Consider the following 14,803-nt stretch of genomic DNA (forward strand, 5'->3'; position numbering starts at 1 on the left):
ACCGACCCGCGTTTAGTCCTCTACTTGCGTTCGTTGCGTGCGCAAGCATCAGGATGCGCGTGAGGGCCACACTCAGAGTCCCTGAGGGTGGCCCTCACGCGCATCGCGATCTGGCACCTGCTCGCCGAAGACCGTGCAAGTGGCCGGGTCGCCCTCAAGCGCGGCGGTGGCCAGCAGGACGGCGCCCGCGGTCCATGTGGTGCGCTCGTCCGGCCAGAACTCCTGGTCCGAAAACTGGTATCCCGTCCAGTACGAGCCGTCGTCGTGCCGCAACCGCGTGACGCAGTCGAGGAGTTCGGCGGCACGGGTGCGGTCACCGCGAGCGGCGAGGGTGAGAGCGAGTTCGGCCGTCTCCCCACCGGTCGCCCACGGCTCATGGTCGACGCAGCGCACCCCGAGCCCCGGTTCGACGAACCGGTCCCAGCCGCCGGCGATCCGTTCCGCGGCGACGGATCCGGTCACGACGGAACCCAGGATCGGGTAGTACCAGTCCATCGCGTGCGGTTTCACCGCGAACAGGTCCGGTTCGCCGACAAGGGCAGTGCGAAGACTTCGTGCCGAGGACTCCCAGTGCGGACGCTCCTGACTCAGCTCCGACGCTAGGGCGCTCGCCTGGGTCAGGGCGTGGTGGATGCTGCTGCACCCGGCGATCAGGCGGACTCCGGGATCGGTTCGCCAGGGGATGGCACCGGACGGCTGCTGCCGTCGCACGACTGCGTCCAGGGCGCGATCCACAGTGGGCCACAAGCGTTCCACGAACGAGTGGTCTCCGCTCAGCAGGAAATGATGCCGTACCCCGACGGCCGCATAGGCCGTGAAATTCGTGTCCATAGTGGACAGACTGATTTCGTCGCCGCGGTACTCGGCCGCCCAGGAGCCGTCAGGACGCTGGTTCCGCGCGAGCCAGCCGTACGCGGCCTCGGCTTCCGCGTGCAGCCCCGCGACGTCCAGACCCATGGCGGCTTCGATGTGGTTCCAAGGATCGAGGTGACCGCCCGTCTGCCAGGGGATCCCGCCATCCGGTCGTTGGACGGCCGCGATCGTGGCGGCGGTGGCCTTCACGGTTTGCGGGCGTAGACGACGAGGCTCTTGCCGAGCAACGGATTCAGCACGCGTTCGGCGAATCTGACCGGGCGAGGACTCCGCATGATGTCCCACACCAGGAACCGGTGGTACAGCTCGCAAAGCCGATGACCGGTGTCGGGTCCGACAGCACATTTCAGCCACCAGTAAGGCGAATGCAGCGCATGCGCGTGGTGACTGCCGATCGTCCGCAGTCCCGCGCTCGCCATGCGGTCGAGGAGTTCGTGGCGCCGGTAGATCCGGATGTGTCCGCCCTCGACCTCGTGATACGCGTCCGAGAGCAGCCAGCAGATTCGCTCCGGCCACCAGCGCGGGACCGTCGCCACCGCCAGGCCGCCGGGCGACAGGACCCGGCTCACCTCGGCGAGCACGGCTCGGTCGGAGTGGATGTGCTCCAGTGTTTCGGCGACGATCACCCGGTTGAAGGCCTTGTCCGGGAACGGAAGCCGGAGGGCATCCGCCCGGACTGCCAGCGCCGACGTCGAAATCGGAGCTTCGCCGGCGTCCGCGATGGTGGAGAACATGTCCCGGACGTGCTTCAACGCGGTGTCGTCGAGATCGGCGGCCACCACGTCCGCGCCGCGTTTGTAGGCCTCGTAGGCATGCCGTCCGTCCCCGCAGCCGAGGTCGAGCACCCGGTCACCCGGGCCGACGGGGAACCGGTCGAAGTCCACGGTCAGCACTCGGCCCGCTCCCGGTTCGACGCCTGTCCGAGGATTTCCCGGTAGTGGTTCGCGGTTTCCTCGGCCGTCCGCCGCCAGTTCAAGGTGCTTGCGGCGTCGAGACTTATCGCGGACAGATCGGCGCGCCGACGCCTGTCGCCGAGCAGTGCGCTGATCGCGTCCGCGAGGGCATCGGGATCGGCGGGTGGGACAAGGATTCCGGCGTCCCCGACGACTTCGGGCAGCGCTCCCGCGGTCGTGGCGACCACTGGCGTCCCGCACGCCATCGCTTCCGCGGCCGGTAGCGAGAATCCTTCGAAAAGCGACGGCACGCACACGATTTCGGCGGAGGCTATGAGGTGAGCGAGTTCGTCGTCCGACAGGCCGCTGACGAAACGCACGTTCGCGTCGGGGCCGAGATCCGCCAGGGCCCGCGCGGCCGGGCCGTCCGGTTTCGGTTTACCCACCACGATCAGTTCTCCGTCGACCTTCGCCCACGCGGTGAGCAGCCGGTCGAGGCCCTTGAGTGGCTCGTCCGCGCTCGCTGTGGTGACGACCCTGCCCGGTACCCGCGCGATCTCGGGACGGGGTTTGAAGACGCGGGTGTCCGCGGCGAGCGGCACGACCCGGATCCGTTCGTGCGGCACGCCCATCTCGCGGGCGATCGCGTCGCGCGAAGCCTGGGACACCGTGAGCGTGGGCAAGCGCCGGGCGACGCGATGCTGCATGCGAACAAAGCCGTACCAACGCTTGACCCGCTCCGCTTCCGGGCCGGCGACCGTGGCGAGTTTCAAGTCGCGGTCCACCGCGATGGGGTGGTGGACCGTCGCGGTCGCCGGAAGTCCACAGTGGAGTGTTCCGTAGCCGAGTCCCTGGTTGTCGTGCACGATGTCGAACTCGGCCCGGCGTTTCGCGAGATGCCGGGCGGCACGCAGGGAGAACGCCAGCGGTTCAGGGAATCCGCCGCGGCGCATGCCGAGGAACTCCACCCACGAAGGCAGATCACGCAGTTCCCTCGGCTTCGGGGTGCGAAACGGGTTCGGCTCGGCGAACAGGTCCAGCCCCGGCAGTTTCGTCAGCCGCACACCCTCGTCGACGTCCGGGTAGGGCGGCCCGGCCAGTTCCTCGACCTGATGGCCCAGCTCAGTGAGCTCGCGGCTCAGATGCCGGACGTACACGCCCTGTCCGCCGGAACGAGGGTTCCCCCGATAGCTCAGCAGCGCGATCCGCAGCGCACTCACCGATCCGTCTCCGGCCGTTCCCCCGAGTGACCTGTCCTACCCGCCCAAGTCGCGTGCGAGGCCTTGCAGCGCAAGGTGATCCGGTCTTTCTCGCCCAGTTCCCGTGCCGCGCGGTTCGCCCACACCGCCCAGGTTTCCCGGTTCTCCACCGGAATCCCCGACGCACGGCGCTCCACCGAGCGGACGGCGTCCTCGTGAAGGCCCGCGAGCCACAGGAATTCGGCCTCGTTGGCGGCCGCGTAGGCCTGTTCCACCGTCGGCTCCTCGTCTCCGGACACCGGTTCGATATCCGACGTCGCGGCCGCCAGCCGAGCGTGCAGCCGCGGCGTCACCTCGAGTAGGGGGCCGCTCCACAGCACGGTTTCGGTCGCCAGACCGGCCTGCGTCCGGCGGACGGCGGTCCGGAGACCGGCCAGGACATCACGGACGTGCACCGCCCTGTCCGGGCCGCCGCTCGCGGCGCTCGCCTTGGTCAGGATCGAGATCGGGATCGGACCGCGGTCGGCCGCCAGGCACAGCAGATCCAGCAGGATCGCCCGCGTGGGCCGGGGTGAGGGCAGAGAGCCGGTGTCTTCTTCTTCGGCCTCCGCCCCTTTCTCCTCCTGGCCGACGCTGATGAAGGTGACCTTCGCATCGCCGAGCTTGATCACGTCGCGATGTGCCAGTTCGGCGTTCAGCACCCGCCGCCCGTTGACGAGCGTGCCGTTGGCGGAGTCGAGATCGGACAGCCACGCGGTCGTGCCGTCCCACCGGATTTCGCAGTGGAGCCGGGAAACGCGCGAATCGCTGACACGGAGGGTGGCGCGCCTGCTGCGGCCGAGCGTCATGAGCCCATAGGAGAGTTCGTGTTCGACGATCGGCTGTCCGGGGACGTCGATGATCAGCGTGGCGGGTGTGATCTTCGGCGAGGTGGGCGAGCCGTTGCCCTTTTCCGAGCCGTCCATCCAGTCGATCGTCCGCCGCTCTGACTCGTCCTGCGGTCGGTCCGGCCGGAGCCGCCCCGCATGAACGTGCCCCGGTTTGGAGATGCGGGGAGGATCGAAGGTCGGCGGCTTGCCGGGCGTGGGCGCCGGGACCAGCCGCACCACGGTCGCGGCCGGGAGCTCCTTCGGGTCCCGCGTCGCCACCACGGTCGTCACCCACGACAGCTCCGGATCGGTGGACAGGCTCCGCAGGAGACCGGTCAGCCGGGAGGTGACGTCGGGATCGAGATCGTCCAGACCGTCCACCGCGATCCGCACCGGACTGTCCGTCCACTGTGGAGCGAGGGTGCGCAGTGGGCCGAGGATCACCAGATCGAAAGCGCTTGCGCCGGCTCGCGCGGCGTCGTCGAGCCCGCTCAGGAACGCCTCACCGGCCTCGGCGAAACCGGGGACGGTGCGCCGCAACTGGCGCGCCAGTTCCCGCGCGAGCTGTTCCGCGGTCTGGCCGCGGGAGGCGAACAGCACGGCGTGCAGGAAGTCCGGCGGCACATACGATCCGGCCACCGACGGCCGCGCGAGCGCCGCGAGCATGGTCGATTTCCCGGCATCCGCCGCGCCGCTGATCGCGACCAGCCGGGCACCCGTGAGCAGATGCCCGACGGTCTCGCCGAGTTGCGGATTCTGCCGGTAGTTCGCGGTCAGCCGTTCGATATCCGGAGCGGCGGGATTGCCCGCCAGCGGCGAACGGCGCCACGCGGGGGAGGAGTTGAGCGCGAGCCACAGCCCTTGATCGGCCCCGATCACCTCCCGGGTGCCGTCGAAACCCAGGTGCACGGCGGTCTGCGCCGGGCACAGCCCGGTGATGACCCGCTTGAGGTCCGCACACCGGACGCGTTCGCCGAGACTCGCGTCCCCCGAACGCAGCACGGTCACCAGCGAGCGGCTGAAGCAACCGTTGGCCGCCACCCGGTCGTCGGAGGCGGTGAGCAGGTCGAACCGTTTGCCCGCCTCGCTGACGATCCGCAGCCAGCGCTTGCCCGCCTGGATCGCGCCGATCCCCGCGTGGCAGGTGTCGAGCAGGATCACGAGCCCGTCGAGAGTGGAATAGCGGCCGAGGAGTTCCTTGATCCGCTGGGCGAACAGGAACGACTTCCGGCTGTCCACCGGCAGGCTGGTTTCCCTGGTGAGGAAGTAGAAGTCGTCGTCGGCGTACTCGCCGTGCCCGACGAGCGAAAGGAAAAGCGTCGCTTCGTCTTCCGACGCGCGTTCGAAGGCCTCGACGAGCGCGTCGTCGAGTTCGACCATCGTCGGGTCGATGAGCAGGCCGCGGCCGTCCGCGAGCGCCGGCACGCAGCCGCCGATTTCGGGATCGAGCAAAGTCTTCGAAACGGCGTGGCCGACGTCCGGGAGGAAGGAGAGAAGGTTCAGCGAAGCGCATTGCGCCGCGACGACCAACGACCTCCGCTCTCCCACGGCGATCACTTTGTCGCATCGGCGGGGCACCGGCAAGCACTTCGGCCATACTGGGCGCCATGGCTCGGATCGTTCTGGTGCACGGCATCGCCCAGGAACAGAAGTCCGCGGACACCCTCGAGGCGGAATGGCTGCCGAGCCTGGCGGGCGGGATCCGGCTCGCCGGGGACACCGTGCTGGCCGACGACCTGTGGCGGGACGCCCGGCCCGGCGCGGCCGGCGCGCGGATGGCGTTCTACGGCGACCTTTTCCTCCGCGACGGGCAGCAGGGCGGCGCCGACGAACTGACCGTCGAGGAAGGGGCGCTCGCCGAAGCACTGGCGGCGGAGTGGCTCCGGAACGCGGCCTTCCGCTCGTCGCGCGAAGGCGATCGGAACCTGGCGCGGACCGAACTGGCTCACCTGGGCGGAGTGTCCGAGGAGTACCAAGGTGTGCGCGCGGCCGCCCGTCCGGTGCTGAACGCGCTGGTGCGACTGCGGCCGTTCGCCCGGCTCGGGGTCGCCTTCGCCGAACGCGTACTGGTCAAGGCACTCAAACAGGTCACGCTGTACCTCACCGACGAGACGATCCGCGAACGCGTTCAGGAGCGCGTCGCCGCCCATATCGGACCGGAGACCGAGGTGATCATCGGGCATTCCCTCGGTTCCGTCGTCGCCTACGAAGCCGCCCACCGGCACGGCGGCCCGCTGCCGCTGCTGCTCACCGTGGGCTCGCCGCTCGGTCTGCGCACGGTGGTCTACGAGCGGACGCGCCCGCAGCCGCCGTCCGTTCCGCCCGGCGTCGCGCGCTGGGTGAACCTGGCCGACCGCGACGACCTCGTCGCCGCCAAGCCGGACCTCGGCCCGATGTTCCCCGGCGCGGACGGCGTCCTCGACAGCGGTTACACCGTCGACAACGGGGCCAAACCGCACGAGGCGGCGTTCTACCTGGCCAAGCGCCGGACCGGCGAAGTCCTCTCCGCCGCCTTGTCCGCTTAGCTTCCCGTGTGGCTCAGCGTCTTCGCGGGCTGCCAGCCCGGCGGACCGAACACGAAGCCCAGTTTGTCCCGCCAGGTTCCGGCGGCGCGGACGTCGCGCAGGATCGAGCCGTACTCGTGAAAGCCGACCTTGAGCAGGTTGTGGGTCTCGATGTTCTTGGTCAGCCCGTAGGTCGGCCGTTTGCCTTCGAGGACGAAGCTGTCGAACAGGCGATCCCAGATGATCAGGATCCCGCCGTAGTTCGCGTCCAGGTACTCCTCGTCACTGCCGTGGTGCACACGATGGTGTGAAGGTGTGTTGAAGACGTACTCGAACCAGCGTGGCAGCTTCCGGATCTTCTCGGTGTGCACGAAGAACTGGTAGACGAGGTCGATGGAGAGACCGGTGAGGATCATCCACGGCGGGATGCCGGCGAACGCCAGGACGGACCAGAACGGCAGCTGGAAGTAGGGGGTCCACTTCTGGCGCAGCGCGGTCGAGAAGTTGTAGTGCTCACTCGAATGATGGACCTGGTGGCCCGCCCACATGATGCGCACGCGGTGGCTGGCCCGGTGGTAGGCGTAGAAGACGAGTTCCTGGCCGAGCAGCATCAGGACCCAGGTCCACCAGTCGCCCGGACTGAACTTCACCGGCGCCAGTTCGTAGAGCGCGGCGAACACGAACAGCATCCCGATCCGGAAGACCCCGTTGATCACGACGGCCACCGCACCCATGGACATGCTGGTCCGGGTGTCCTTGACGCTGTAGCCGATGACGTTGTCGTCATGGCCCAGCACATGCAGCGCGAGGATCTCGATCGCGACGAACAGCAGGAACACCGGTGTCGCCATCAGCACCGGGTCACTCAGATGGACAAGGAAATCCGCCACCGAACCGCACCCTCTTCCTCTGCAGCGCCGCTAACTGACCTTAAGGTAACTTACCCTAGGGTCATTTACCACAGGGTAAGATACCGGCCGTGACAGAAGCAAGGGCCGTCGGGACCAAGGGCGTGCCCCGCGAAGAGCGGGAAACCCAGATCGTGCGCGCCGGCACGGAGGAGTTCGGCAAGAACGGGTACGCCGGGGCGTCGATGGTGGAGATCGCCCGCCGGGTCGGTGTCACGAAACCCTTGCTGTACCAGTACTTCGGCTCGAAGGACGGGCTCTACCTCGTGTGCCTGAACCGGGCGGGGGACAGGCTGACCGAGGGAGTCGCCGAGACGATGGCGGCGGCGGACCGGCCGCCGGAGCGGATGCCGCTCGCGGTGCTCTCGGCCATCTTCGAGACCTTCGACCACGACCGCTACGCGTGGAAACTGCTCCGCGACCCGACGGTGCCTTCGACCGGCGAGATCGCCCGGGTCGCGGTCGACTACCGCTTCCGGCTCGACGGGTTCGCGCTGATCGGCGCCGCCCAGCTGATGCGCTCACGCGGGCTCGACGACGATCGCGACATCGAGGCGATCGCCCAGGTGTGGACCGGGGTCGTCGATTCGCTGATCAGCTGGTGGATCGATCAGCCCGATCAGGACGCGGCGGCGATGACCGACCGATGCTCGCGGATCATGCGGAACCTGTTCGGCTGGTGAGCGCGATCAGGTCCGCCACCGCCGCCCGGCCGTCGGCGAAAGCGATTTCGGGTAGACCGGTGAGCGGGAACCAGGCGTACTCGGAACTCTCTTCTTCGAGGCCTTCGCGCACAAGGTTTTCTTCGGCGGTCTCGGCGCCGGAGAGGAATCCGCCGACGGTGTCCCAATGACCCTTCCGCGGTTCATGTGCCCTGCGCAGCAACAAAAGCCGACCACTCTCGAGCACGAGCCCGAGAGTGGTCGGCAGTGGATTGTCGTATTTGGTGAACCCGCAGGCGGGGCACTCGACGTGGGCTTCGCCGTCACCGGCGTGCCGGGTGCCCGCGCCGCAGCGAGGGCAGAACTTCCAGTCCTTCACCGGCGGCAGCCCTAGCCGCCGGTGAAGGACCGGTCAGAAGACCAGGTCAGAACCACCACTGGTTCTTGGCGCCCGCGACGAAGTCCCACAGCTGGACCTTGGAACCATTGCCGGTCGTGTTCGCGTCGTCGTCGAGGTAGCGGCCACTGTGCGCGTTCTGCAGGCGCAGGAAACCTTCGGGGTTCTCGGTGATACCGAACCACTGGTTCTTACTGCCGGCCACGAAGTCCCAGAGCTGGATCTTGGTGCCGTTGCGGCCGATCGAGTTGAGGTCGGCGTCCAGGTAGCGGCCACTGTGGACGTTCTGGAGCCGGTAGTAGCCCTCGGGGTTCTTCGACATGTACCACGCCTGGTTGGCGGGCACGGTCTCGTTCTCGTCGATCAGGCAGGTCCACAGCTGGACCTTCGTGCCGTTTCCGTTGATGGAGTTCATATCCGCGTCCAGGCACCGGGTTTCGTCCGTGGCCGGGCCGATGTAGTAGGCCACCTGCTGCATGGCGAGTCCGGCGCCACGGACCTTCGCCGGGCGCAGCTTCACTTCGCCGGCGCTGACCGCCTTGGTCGGCTCGGCCGCCTGCGCGGCGGGCGCGACGAACAGCGCCGAGAATCCGGCAAGGACGGTCGCGGATACCAAGAACCGTTTGAGATTACGCACTCTGCTCCCCAGTTCGTCGCAGATGTCTCCACTGGGCCCCGACCAGAACACCTGCTACCGGTGATCCTGCCGTGCCGTGCAGGCCCCGTCAACGAGGTACTTTCTGACAAAAAACGCCACCCCGCCGGGAAATCCCGGACGGGGTGGCGTTCCTCCAGTTCTTCCTGGATACGGTCGAGGTGCCCGGCGCCGCTCCGGACACCCCGACCGTGCTCAGGTCGCGGCGTTGGAGTTGCCGCGCAGTTTGACGTTGGCGCTCGAGGCGTTCTTGATCGCCGTCTCGATCTGCGCCATCGTCGAGGACGAGGTCAGTCCCGGCACCGTCGCGGTGTTCAGCGCGTAGAGCGTGAACGTGTACGGGTGGGTGGATCCGCCGGGACAGGGGCCGAAGTACTTCTGCGAGTTCGCCCCACTGCTCATGGCCTTCTGCTTCGCGCCGTTCTGGTTCGGGACGGTGAAACCCGCTCCGAGACCTTCGGGAAGCGATGCGGCCGAAGCCGGGATATCCCAGATGGCCCAGTGCAGTTTGTTGCCGTTGTTCGCCACGTCGGCGAAGACGACGGCGTAACCCTTGGCGCCCGTGGTCCCGGCACCCCACGCCAGCGGTGGGGAGGTGTCCTGGCCCGCGGAGCCGTCACCGGCGCAGGTGTACTTGGCCGGAATGGACGCGTTGTCGGCGAACGCGGAACTGTTCAGTTTGAACGCGCCCGGCTGCGAGGAACCCGGGAACTTCAGCCGCACCACCACGTTGTCGATCCCGCTGGGCGTGCCGCCGTTCTTGTCGGCGTTGGTCGAGGTGACCCACAGACCGCCGTCCGGGGTCTTGGTGACCGAGCGGATCCTGCCCCAACGGCCGGAGAACAGCGACTGCACGGAGCCGACGCCGGTGCCGGTGGCGTTGATCTGCGTGGCGAACACCTGCTGGCTGGTGACGGCCGCGACGTAGATCCAGTCGTTGACGATCTCGATCCCGCTGGGCCCGCCGGAACTGGTCGGCCAGGTCTTCTTCGGCGCGACCGTGCCACCGCAACTACCGGTGGAGCCCTCGCACTGCGGCCAGCCGAAGTTGCCGCCCTTCTGGATCAGGTTGAGCTCGTCCTGAGTACCGTCCCCGAACTCCGACGCCCACAGTTGACCTCGGGAGTCCCACGCCAGGCCCTGCGGGTTGCGGTGCCCGAAGCTCCACACGTACCGGGCGTTGCCGCCGGTGGAGAAGAACGGGTTGTCGCCGGGCGCCGAACCGTCGGAGTTGAGCCGCAGGATCTTCCCGTTGAGCGAACCCTTGTTCTGCGGGGTGTCCTTGTTCTGCCCGTCACCGGCGGTCGCGTAGAGCTTGCCGTCCGGACCGAACCGGAGCCGCCCGCCGTTGTGGTAGCGGTTCTTCGCGATCCCGGTGAGCACCGGTGTCGCCGTCGAGGACAGGGTTCCGTTGTCGTAGGTCATCTTCACGATCCGGTTGTCGCCGGAAGCCGTGATGTACAGGAAGATCGTGTGATCGGTGGCGTAGTTCGGCGAGATCGCCAGGCCGAGCAGGCCACCTTCACCATTGGTCCCCACCGCGCCCGGAACCTTGCCCAGCGTGGTCTTCTGGCCCGACGGCGTGATCCGCAGGATCTCGAACCGGTCCCGTTCGGTCGCGAGCGCCGTGCCGTCCGGCAGGAAGTCGACGGACCAGGCGAGGTCGACCTTGGTGATGTCCTTGTCGTACTCGGGAATTCCGCCACCCGCGTTACCGCTGGTCTTGGCGGTCACCGCGCTGCTCGCCGCGGAGGTGTTCCCGTCCGGGTCGCGCGCCTTCACCGTGAACGTGTAGGAGGTGTTCGGCGTCAGCCCGGTGATCGTGGCTTCGAGCGAAGGCGTCGTCGCGACCTTTGCGCTGCCCTGATAGACGTCGTAGCCCGAGATGGTGCCACTGTTGTCGGTGGAAGCGTTCCACGCCAAGGAAACACTATTGGCCGTCACTGACGTCGAGCGTACGTTCCCGGGTACCGTCGGCGGTGTGGTGTCGCCGCTGGGCGGAGTCGTGAACTGCACGACATTGCTTTGCTGCGAAGGGTTCCCGGCCGCGTCGAAGGCGCCGACCGAGATGTCGTAGGCGGTGTTCGGCGTCAGGTTGTCGACGGTCGCGGTGAGCGTGTTCCCGTCGACGGTCTTGAGGATGTTGCCGCCACGCATGACCTCGTAGCGGACCACGCCGACGTTGTCGGTCGCGGCTTCCCAGGTGAAGGTGGCCGAGCGGGCCTTGATGTCCTTGGCCGCCAGGTTCTTCGGCGGTGTCGGCGCCTCGGCGTCGGTCACTCCGCTCGCGGTGAGCTTGTCCGCGTTGGGGCCGCCGTTGGCGGTGGTGGAGGTGGTGCTGATCTTGTTCGCCCCGGCCGTCAGCGCGACGTCCTTCGTGACGGTCTTCCACGTGGTCCACGCGCCGGTACCCGGGAAGGAAAGCGTCCCGGCCGCGGTGCCGTTGATGCTCAGCGAGACCGGCCTGTCGACCGTGGTTCCGTTGGCATAGCGGAAGGTCAGCGTCTGGGTTCCGGCCTGCGCGGCGTTCACCGTGTACTCGACATAACTGCCGACGATGTTGTCGAAGTTCACGAACCCGGAGCCGGAATAGCCCGCATGGTTCGACTCGACCGCGCCTTGGGAGATCGTCGCGGCTTCGGATTCGTGCTCGGTCGGTGCCGCGCCGGCGGGGAGCGCCGGCACCAGGGCGAAGGTGATCGCCGATGCGGCGGCACACGTGAGAAGCGCGCGCCACGGGGGTCGGGGTGCCACTGGTTCCTCCATGCGTGAAGTCGGGGTAGGGAGGTACAACGGCGGGCCGGGCGAGGCCCGGGGGAGAGCGGGAGTTTTAGTTAGGAAACTTTCCTATCTATGGGACAGATCACACACCAGTGGGTGCTTCGTGTCAATACTCGACTTGGTTCGTCACCGGGTGTCATGACGAGCCTGCGCATCCAGGTGTCACCGGCCACCGGGACAACGCGTTTAGTCCTCTAGTTGCGGTACTTGCGCGTGCAAGTACCGCAACTAGAGGACTAAACGCGAAGGAAGAGAGGGCTCAGCCGGCGATGTCCGCCCGCGCGATGACCTTCACGATCTTGGCGCGTACCAACGACTCCTCGGGTACGGCGTTGCGCTTGCCGTAGGCCTCGGCGTTGTCCTGGCCCATGTACCGGCTACCGAGCCTGATCGCCCATTCGAGCATCTCGTCGTAGTCGTGGTGCAGTTCCGCTTCGGCGGTGATCTGCACATACGAGTACGGCGGCTTCTGGTCGTCGACGCACAGCGAAAGCCGCGGGTCGCGCCGCAGCGCCTTCCCCTTGAGCGTGTCCGTGCCGGTGGTGAAAATGAGCTCGTCCCCGCCGGGGCCCTCGTTCAGCAGGAACCACACCGGCGTCACGATCGGCGCCCCGTTCGCGCGGACCAGGCCGAGCATGCCCGTGCGGGTGCCCTCACTCGCGAAGTTCCACCACTCGTCCCGGCTCATTTCACGCATGAACCAGACGCTACCGGCGTCCGCGGAGACCGGCACCCCGGTCACCCGTGCGGGTGCGGGGGGTGCCGACTAGCCTGGCCTGCTGTGCGAGACGACGAGCTGACCGGGATGGGGCTGGCCGACGAGGGGCTGACCCGCCGCCTCAAGGCGCTGGCCTGCACCGCGCCCTTGCACGACCTCGACGGGCGCAAGGCGAAGCTGGACTGGGCGGACGCCACGATCTACCAGATGGCCGAGATCGCGCTGCATACGATCGACCAGGTCACCGTATCGATGGATTTCGACACCGGCGCCGACCACGAACAGGTGATCGTGCGGCTACTGCCGTTCGTCGCGCTCCAGGCCCCGGGCCGGACGCCGGACGAACACGCCAAGGTCGCCCGCTGGGTGCTCGACAACCTGATCAACGTCGGGACCACCGATCGCGGGTTCCGCCGCGTCTACGGCTCGATCGGCCCGGGCGGCGGCTACCAGCGGCGTCAGTTCGACTTCAAGCTGCTGGTCGAGCTGGCCGCGCCCGACGGCGAGGTCTACCTGCGCGCCACCGACGAGGCGATCAACGTCCTGGTCGGCGCGCTGGACACCGACGTCGAATCCGCGCAGATCGCGGCCGAGGTCAAACTGGAGAACCTGATCAACCGCGGCCGTCTCGCCGACGCGAAGCTCGCCGCCGAGCAGGCCCGCTACCGCACCGTCCAGTACGGCGAGACCCTGCGCGCCAAACTCGACGCCACCCGGCGTGACGTGCGCGCGGTCGACTGGGAGCGGGAGGTACCGGACCTGCTCGACCAGGCGCTTTCCCATATCGAGTCCCGCTTCCGCGCGGAGAACGCGATCCTCAAGAACATCACCGCGTCCCGCGACGAGACCGAGGACCTCGACCGCAAGCGTCGTGCCGCCGAGCTCGTCGACATCGTCAGCGATTGCATCCGCCGGCACACCAGGCTGCAGTCGAGGCTCGCCGACGCCGGGGCGGTGTTCCGCGCCGAACAGGACCGCCAGCAGTTCTCCGGGCCGCCGCAGCGCGCCACGATCGACCTGTTCGGCCAGCTGCTGATGCCGACGCTGGGCCTGCCGATCGCCGACGCCGTCGCGCCCGCCGAGTCGTTCTTCCACGCCGGGGCCGGTATCTCGCCGCCGACGGTGCCGTCGCTGTCCTCGCTGGTGTCGCTGCTGCTGCGGCCGGCGCCCGAACGCGACCAGCTTGTCGGAGAGATCCCCGAACCCGAACTCATGCCCGCCGACGTCACCGACCGCTTCGGTGACGAGCAGTGGCGCCTCGCCGACGACCTGCTCGATCTGCCCGAGGTGCCGCGGCGGCTGTCCGGGCTGCTCGAAGAGGCCCGCCGGATCGATCGCTCGCTGCCCGCCCTGGTCGCGTTGCGGGCGGTCCACGCCTACAGTCCCGAGGTCGGTGCGGCGCTCCGGCTGGGGGAGCGCCAGGTGCTGCTGGCCGTCGACGACGGCACGCTGCTGGAAGATCCGGAGTTCGGCGGGGCGGACCTGCTGCTTTCGTCGGCGCGGGTCGATCGGCACGACCAGGAAGAGGAGGACGTCGCGTGACGCCGGTGACCACAGGGGACGTCGAATCCGCGGCCAGGCTGGTCTCGTTCGGAATGCGCCCGAAGCAGCTGCCGTCGAGGGACGTCGTCTACGGCGATCTCGTCCGGCGCTACGGCGAGGACAGCGCGTTCAAGCAGCTCACCCACGCGGTCGCGGCCGGGCTCGGGCTGATGGTGCTGGAGGTCAACTTCCAGGCCGGTGCCGTGCTGGCCGCGACCGACGAGTCGGTCTTCGAGATCAAGATGGACAGCTACGCGCGGCAGAGCAAGATCCGTGAGCGCCGCGAGACCGAAAAGGTCCTCCACGGGCTCATCCACCTCGCCGCCGCCGCGCTCGGCTACCCGCGCCCGGACGACCTCGCGAATGACACCTACATCGGCCGCGTCAGCGTCGAGCAGGTGGACGCGATGGTCCGGGAGGCCTGCCGGATCCTCGACGAGCGTGCGGCCGAAGCCGAAGCGAACAACGACCCGCTGGCCGACGCGCCCGAACTCGAACAGGCCTGGCGCGCCTACGCCCGTCGACCCGCGGCGGCGGCGACCAAGGACGGCAGGCTGGCCTCGGACACCACGCGCGGCATGGTCGCGCGCGCCCTGCGCTTCCTCGCCGATCAAGGCTTTCTGGTCCAGGTCAGCGGGGAACAGGGCGGGACCTACCGGACGACGCCGCGCTACCAGGTGCAGGTGCGCGAACTCGCCGCCGACGCGGCCTTCGACGATCTGCTCGCGCTGAACGTGGTCTCGGTCGCCAACGGCGGCGGGACCTTGCGCGCGACCGCGTCGGACACGCTCTAAAGGGGAGA

At 68.2% G+C, this 14,803-nt stretch carries 13 protein-coding genes; 4 read left to right on the plus strand and 9 right to left on the minus strand.

The annotated features are described in order from the left end of the window. Positions 1 to 72: 72 nt before the first annotated feature. From ACLJRL_RS05550 to ACLJRL_RS05565, 4 genes are read right to left on the minus strand one after another with little or no spacing between them, the layout of a single operon-like run. The gene (locus tag ACLJRL_RS05550) at positions 73 to 1,062 is read right to left on the minus strand and encodes a prenyltransferase/squalene oxidase repeat-containing protein (protein WP_410654887.1); all 990 of its coding nucleotides are present in this window, start codon (positions 1,060 to 1,062) and stop codon (positions 73 to 75) included. Beyond that, on the minus strand, positions 1,059 to 1,766 hold the full coding sequence (locus ACLJRL_RS05555; RefSeq protein WP_410654888.1) for a class I SAM-dependent methyltransferase: 708 nt from the start codon (positions 1,764 to 1,766) through the stop codon (positions 1,059 to 1,061). Before ACLJRL_RS05555 ends, ACLJRL_RS05550 begins: the two co-directional genes overlap by 4 nt. Continuing rightward, a complete protein-coding gene (locus tag ACLJRL_RS05560; protein ID WP_410654889.1) occupies positions 1,760 to 2,986 on the minus strand; it encodes a glycosyltransferase family 4 protein in 1,227 nt (408 codons plus the stop codon). The genes ACLJRL_RS05555 and ACLJRL_RS05560 overlap by 7 nt, the downstream gene beginning before the upstream one ends. Beyond that, positions 2,983 to 5,382, minus strand: a complete 2,400-nt coding sequence (locus ACLJRL_RS05565) for an FHA domain-containing protein (protein WP_410654890.1) — start codon at positions 5,380 to 5,382, stop codon at positions 2,983 to 2,985. Before ACLJRL_RS05565 ends, ACLJRL_RS05560 begins: the two co-directional genes overlap by 4 nt. 59 nt (positions 5,383 to 5,441) lie before the next feature. Between ACLJRL_RS05565 and ACLJRL_RS05570 the strand changes: the two genes are divergently transcribed. Next, positions 5,442 to 6,359 (plus strand): hypothetical protein, encoded by a 918-nt coding sequence (locus ACLJRL_RS05570; protein ID WP_410654891.1) that lies wholly within the window; start codon positions 5,442 to 5,444, stop codon positions 6,357 to 6,359. Here the strand turns inward: ACLJRL_RS05570 and ACLJRL_RS05575 are convergent. Next, positions 6,356 to 7,228, minus strand: coding sequence for a sterol desaturase family protein (locus ACLJRL_RS05575; protein WP_410654892.1), 873 nt, complete (start codon positions 7,226 to 7,228; stop codon positions 6,356 to 6,358). The two genes, ACLJRL_RS05570 and ACLJRL_RS05575, sit on opposite strands and share 4 nt — an antisense overlap. 89 nt (positions 7,229 to 7,317) lie before the next feature. Here ACLJRL_RS05575 and ACLJRL_RS05580 point away from each other — a divergent pair, with 89 nt between their 5' ends. Further along, complete coding sequence (locus ACLJRL_RS05580; RefSeq protein ID WP_410654893.1) at positions 7,318 to 7,929, plus strand: TetR/AcrR family transcriptional regulator; 612 nt, start codon at positions 7,318 to 7,320, stop codon at positions 7,927 to 7,929. Here ACLJRL_RS05580 and ACLJRL_RS05585 read toward each other — a convergent pair. The 4 genes from ACLJRL_RS05585 to ACLJRL_RS05600 form a co-directional block, all read right to left on the minus strand. Beyond that, positions 7,904 to 8,287: an NUDIX domain-containing protein gene (locus ACLJRL_RS05585; RefSeq protein ID WP_410654894.1), complete on the minus strand. Its 384-nt coding sequence runs from the start codon at positions 8,285 to 8,287 to the stop codon at positions 7,904 to 7,906. The two genes, ACLJRL_RS05580 and ACLJRL_RS05585, sit on opposite strands and share 26 nt — an antisense overlap. Before the next feature lie 46 nt (positions 8,288 to 8,333). After that, positions 8,334 to 8,942 carry an RICIN domain-containing protein gene (locus tag ACLJRL_RS05590; protein ID WP_410654895.1) on the minus strand — a complete coding sequence of 203 codons (609 nt, stop codon included), beginning with the start codon at positions 8,940 to 8,942 and terminating at the stop codon, positions 8,334 to 8,336. 213 nt (positions 8,943 to 9,155) lie between these two features. Next, the gene (locus ACLJRL_RS05595; protein ID WP_410654896.1) at positions 9,156 to 11,714 is read right to left on the minus strand and encodes a PQQ-dependent sugar dehydrogenase; all 2,559 of its coding nucleotides are present in this window, start codon (positions 11,712 to 11,714) and stop codon (positions 9,156 to 9,158) included. Between the two features lie 286 nt (positions 11,715 to 12,000). Continuing rightward, positions 12,001 to 12,438, minus strand: a complete 438-nt coding sequence (locus ACLJRL_RS05600; RefSeq protein WP_410654897.1) for a PPOX class F420-dependent oxidoreductase — start codon at positions 12,436 to 12,438, stop codon at positions 12,001 to 12,003. A gap of 108 nt (positions 12,439 to 12,546) precedes the next feature. On the opposite strand from ACLJRL_RS05600, the gene ACLJRL_RS05605 reads away from it, so the two are divergent. Both ACLJRL_RS05605 and ACLJRL_RS05610 read left to right on the plus strand, forming a co-directional pair. After that, complete coding sequence (locus ACLJRL_RS05605; protein ID WP_410655173.1) at positions 12,547 to 14,001, plus strand: hypothetical protein; 1,455 nt, start codon at positions 12,547 to 12,549, stop codon at positions 13,999 to 14,001. 53 nt (positions 14,002 to 14,054) lie between these two features. Next, positions 14,055 to 14,795 (plus strand): hypothetical protein, encoded by a 741-nt coding sequence (locus ACLJRL_RS05610; RefSeq protein WP_410655174.1) that lies wholly within the window; start codon positions 14,055 to 14,057, stop codon positions 14,793 to 14,795. The last annotated feature ends 8 nt before the right edge of the window (positions 14,796 to 14,803 follow it).

Origin of the sequence: Amycolatopsis sp. lyj-112, assembly GCF_046549055.1 — a bacterium.
Lineage (GTDB): Bacteria > Actinomycetota > Actinomycetes > Mycobacteriales > Pseudonocardiaceae > Amycolatopsis.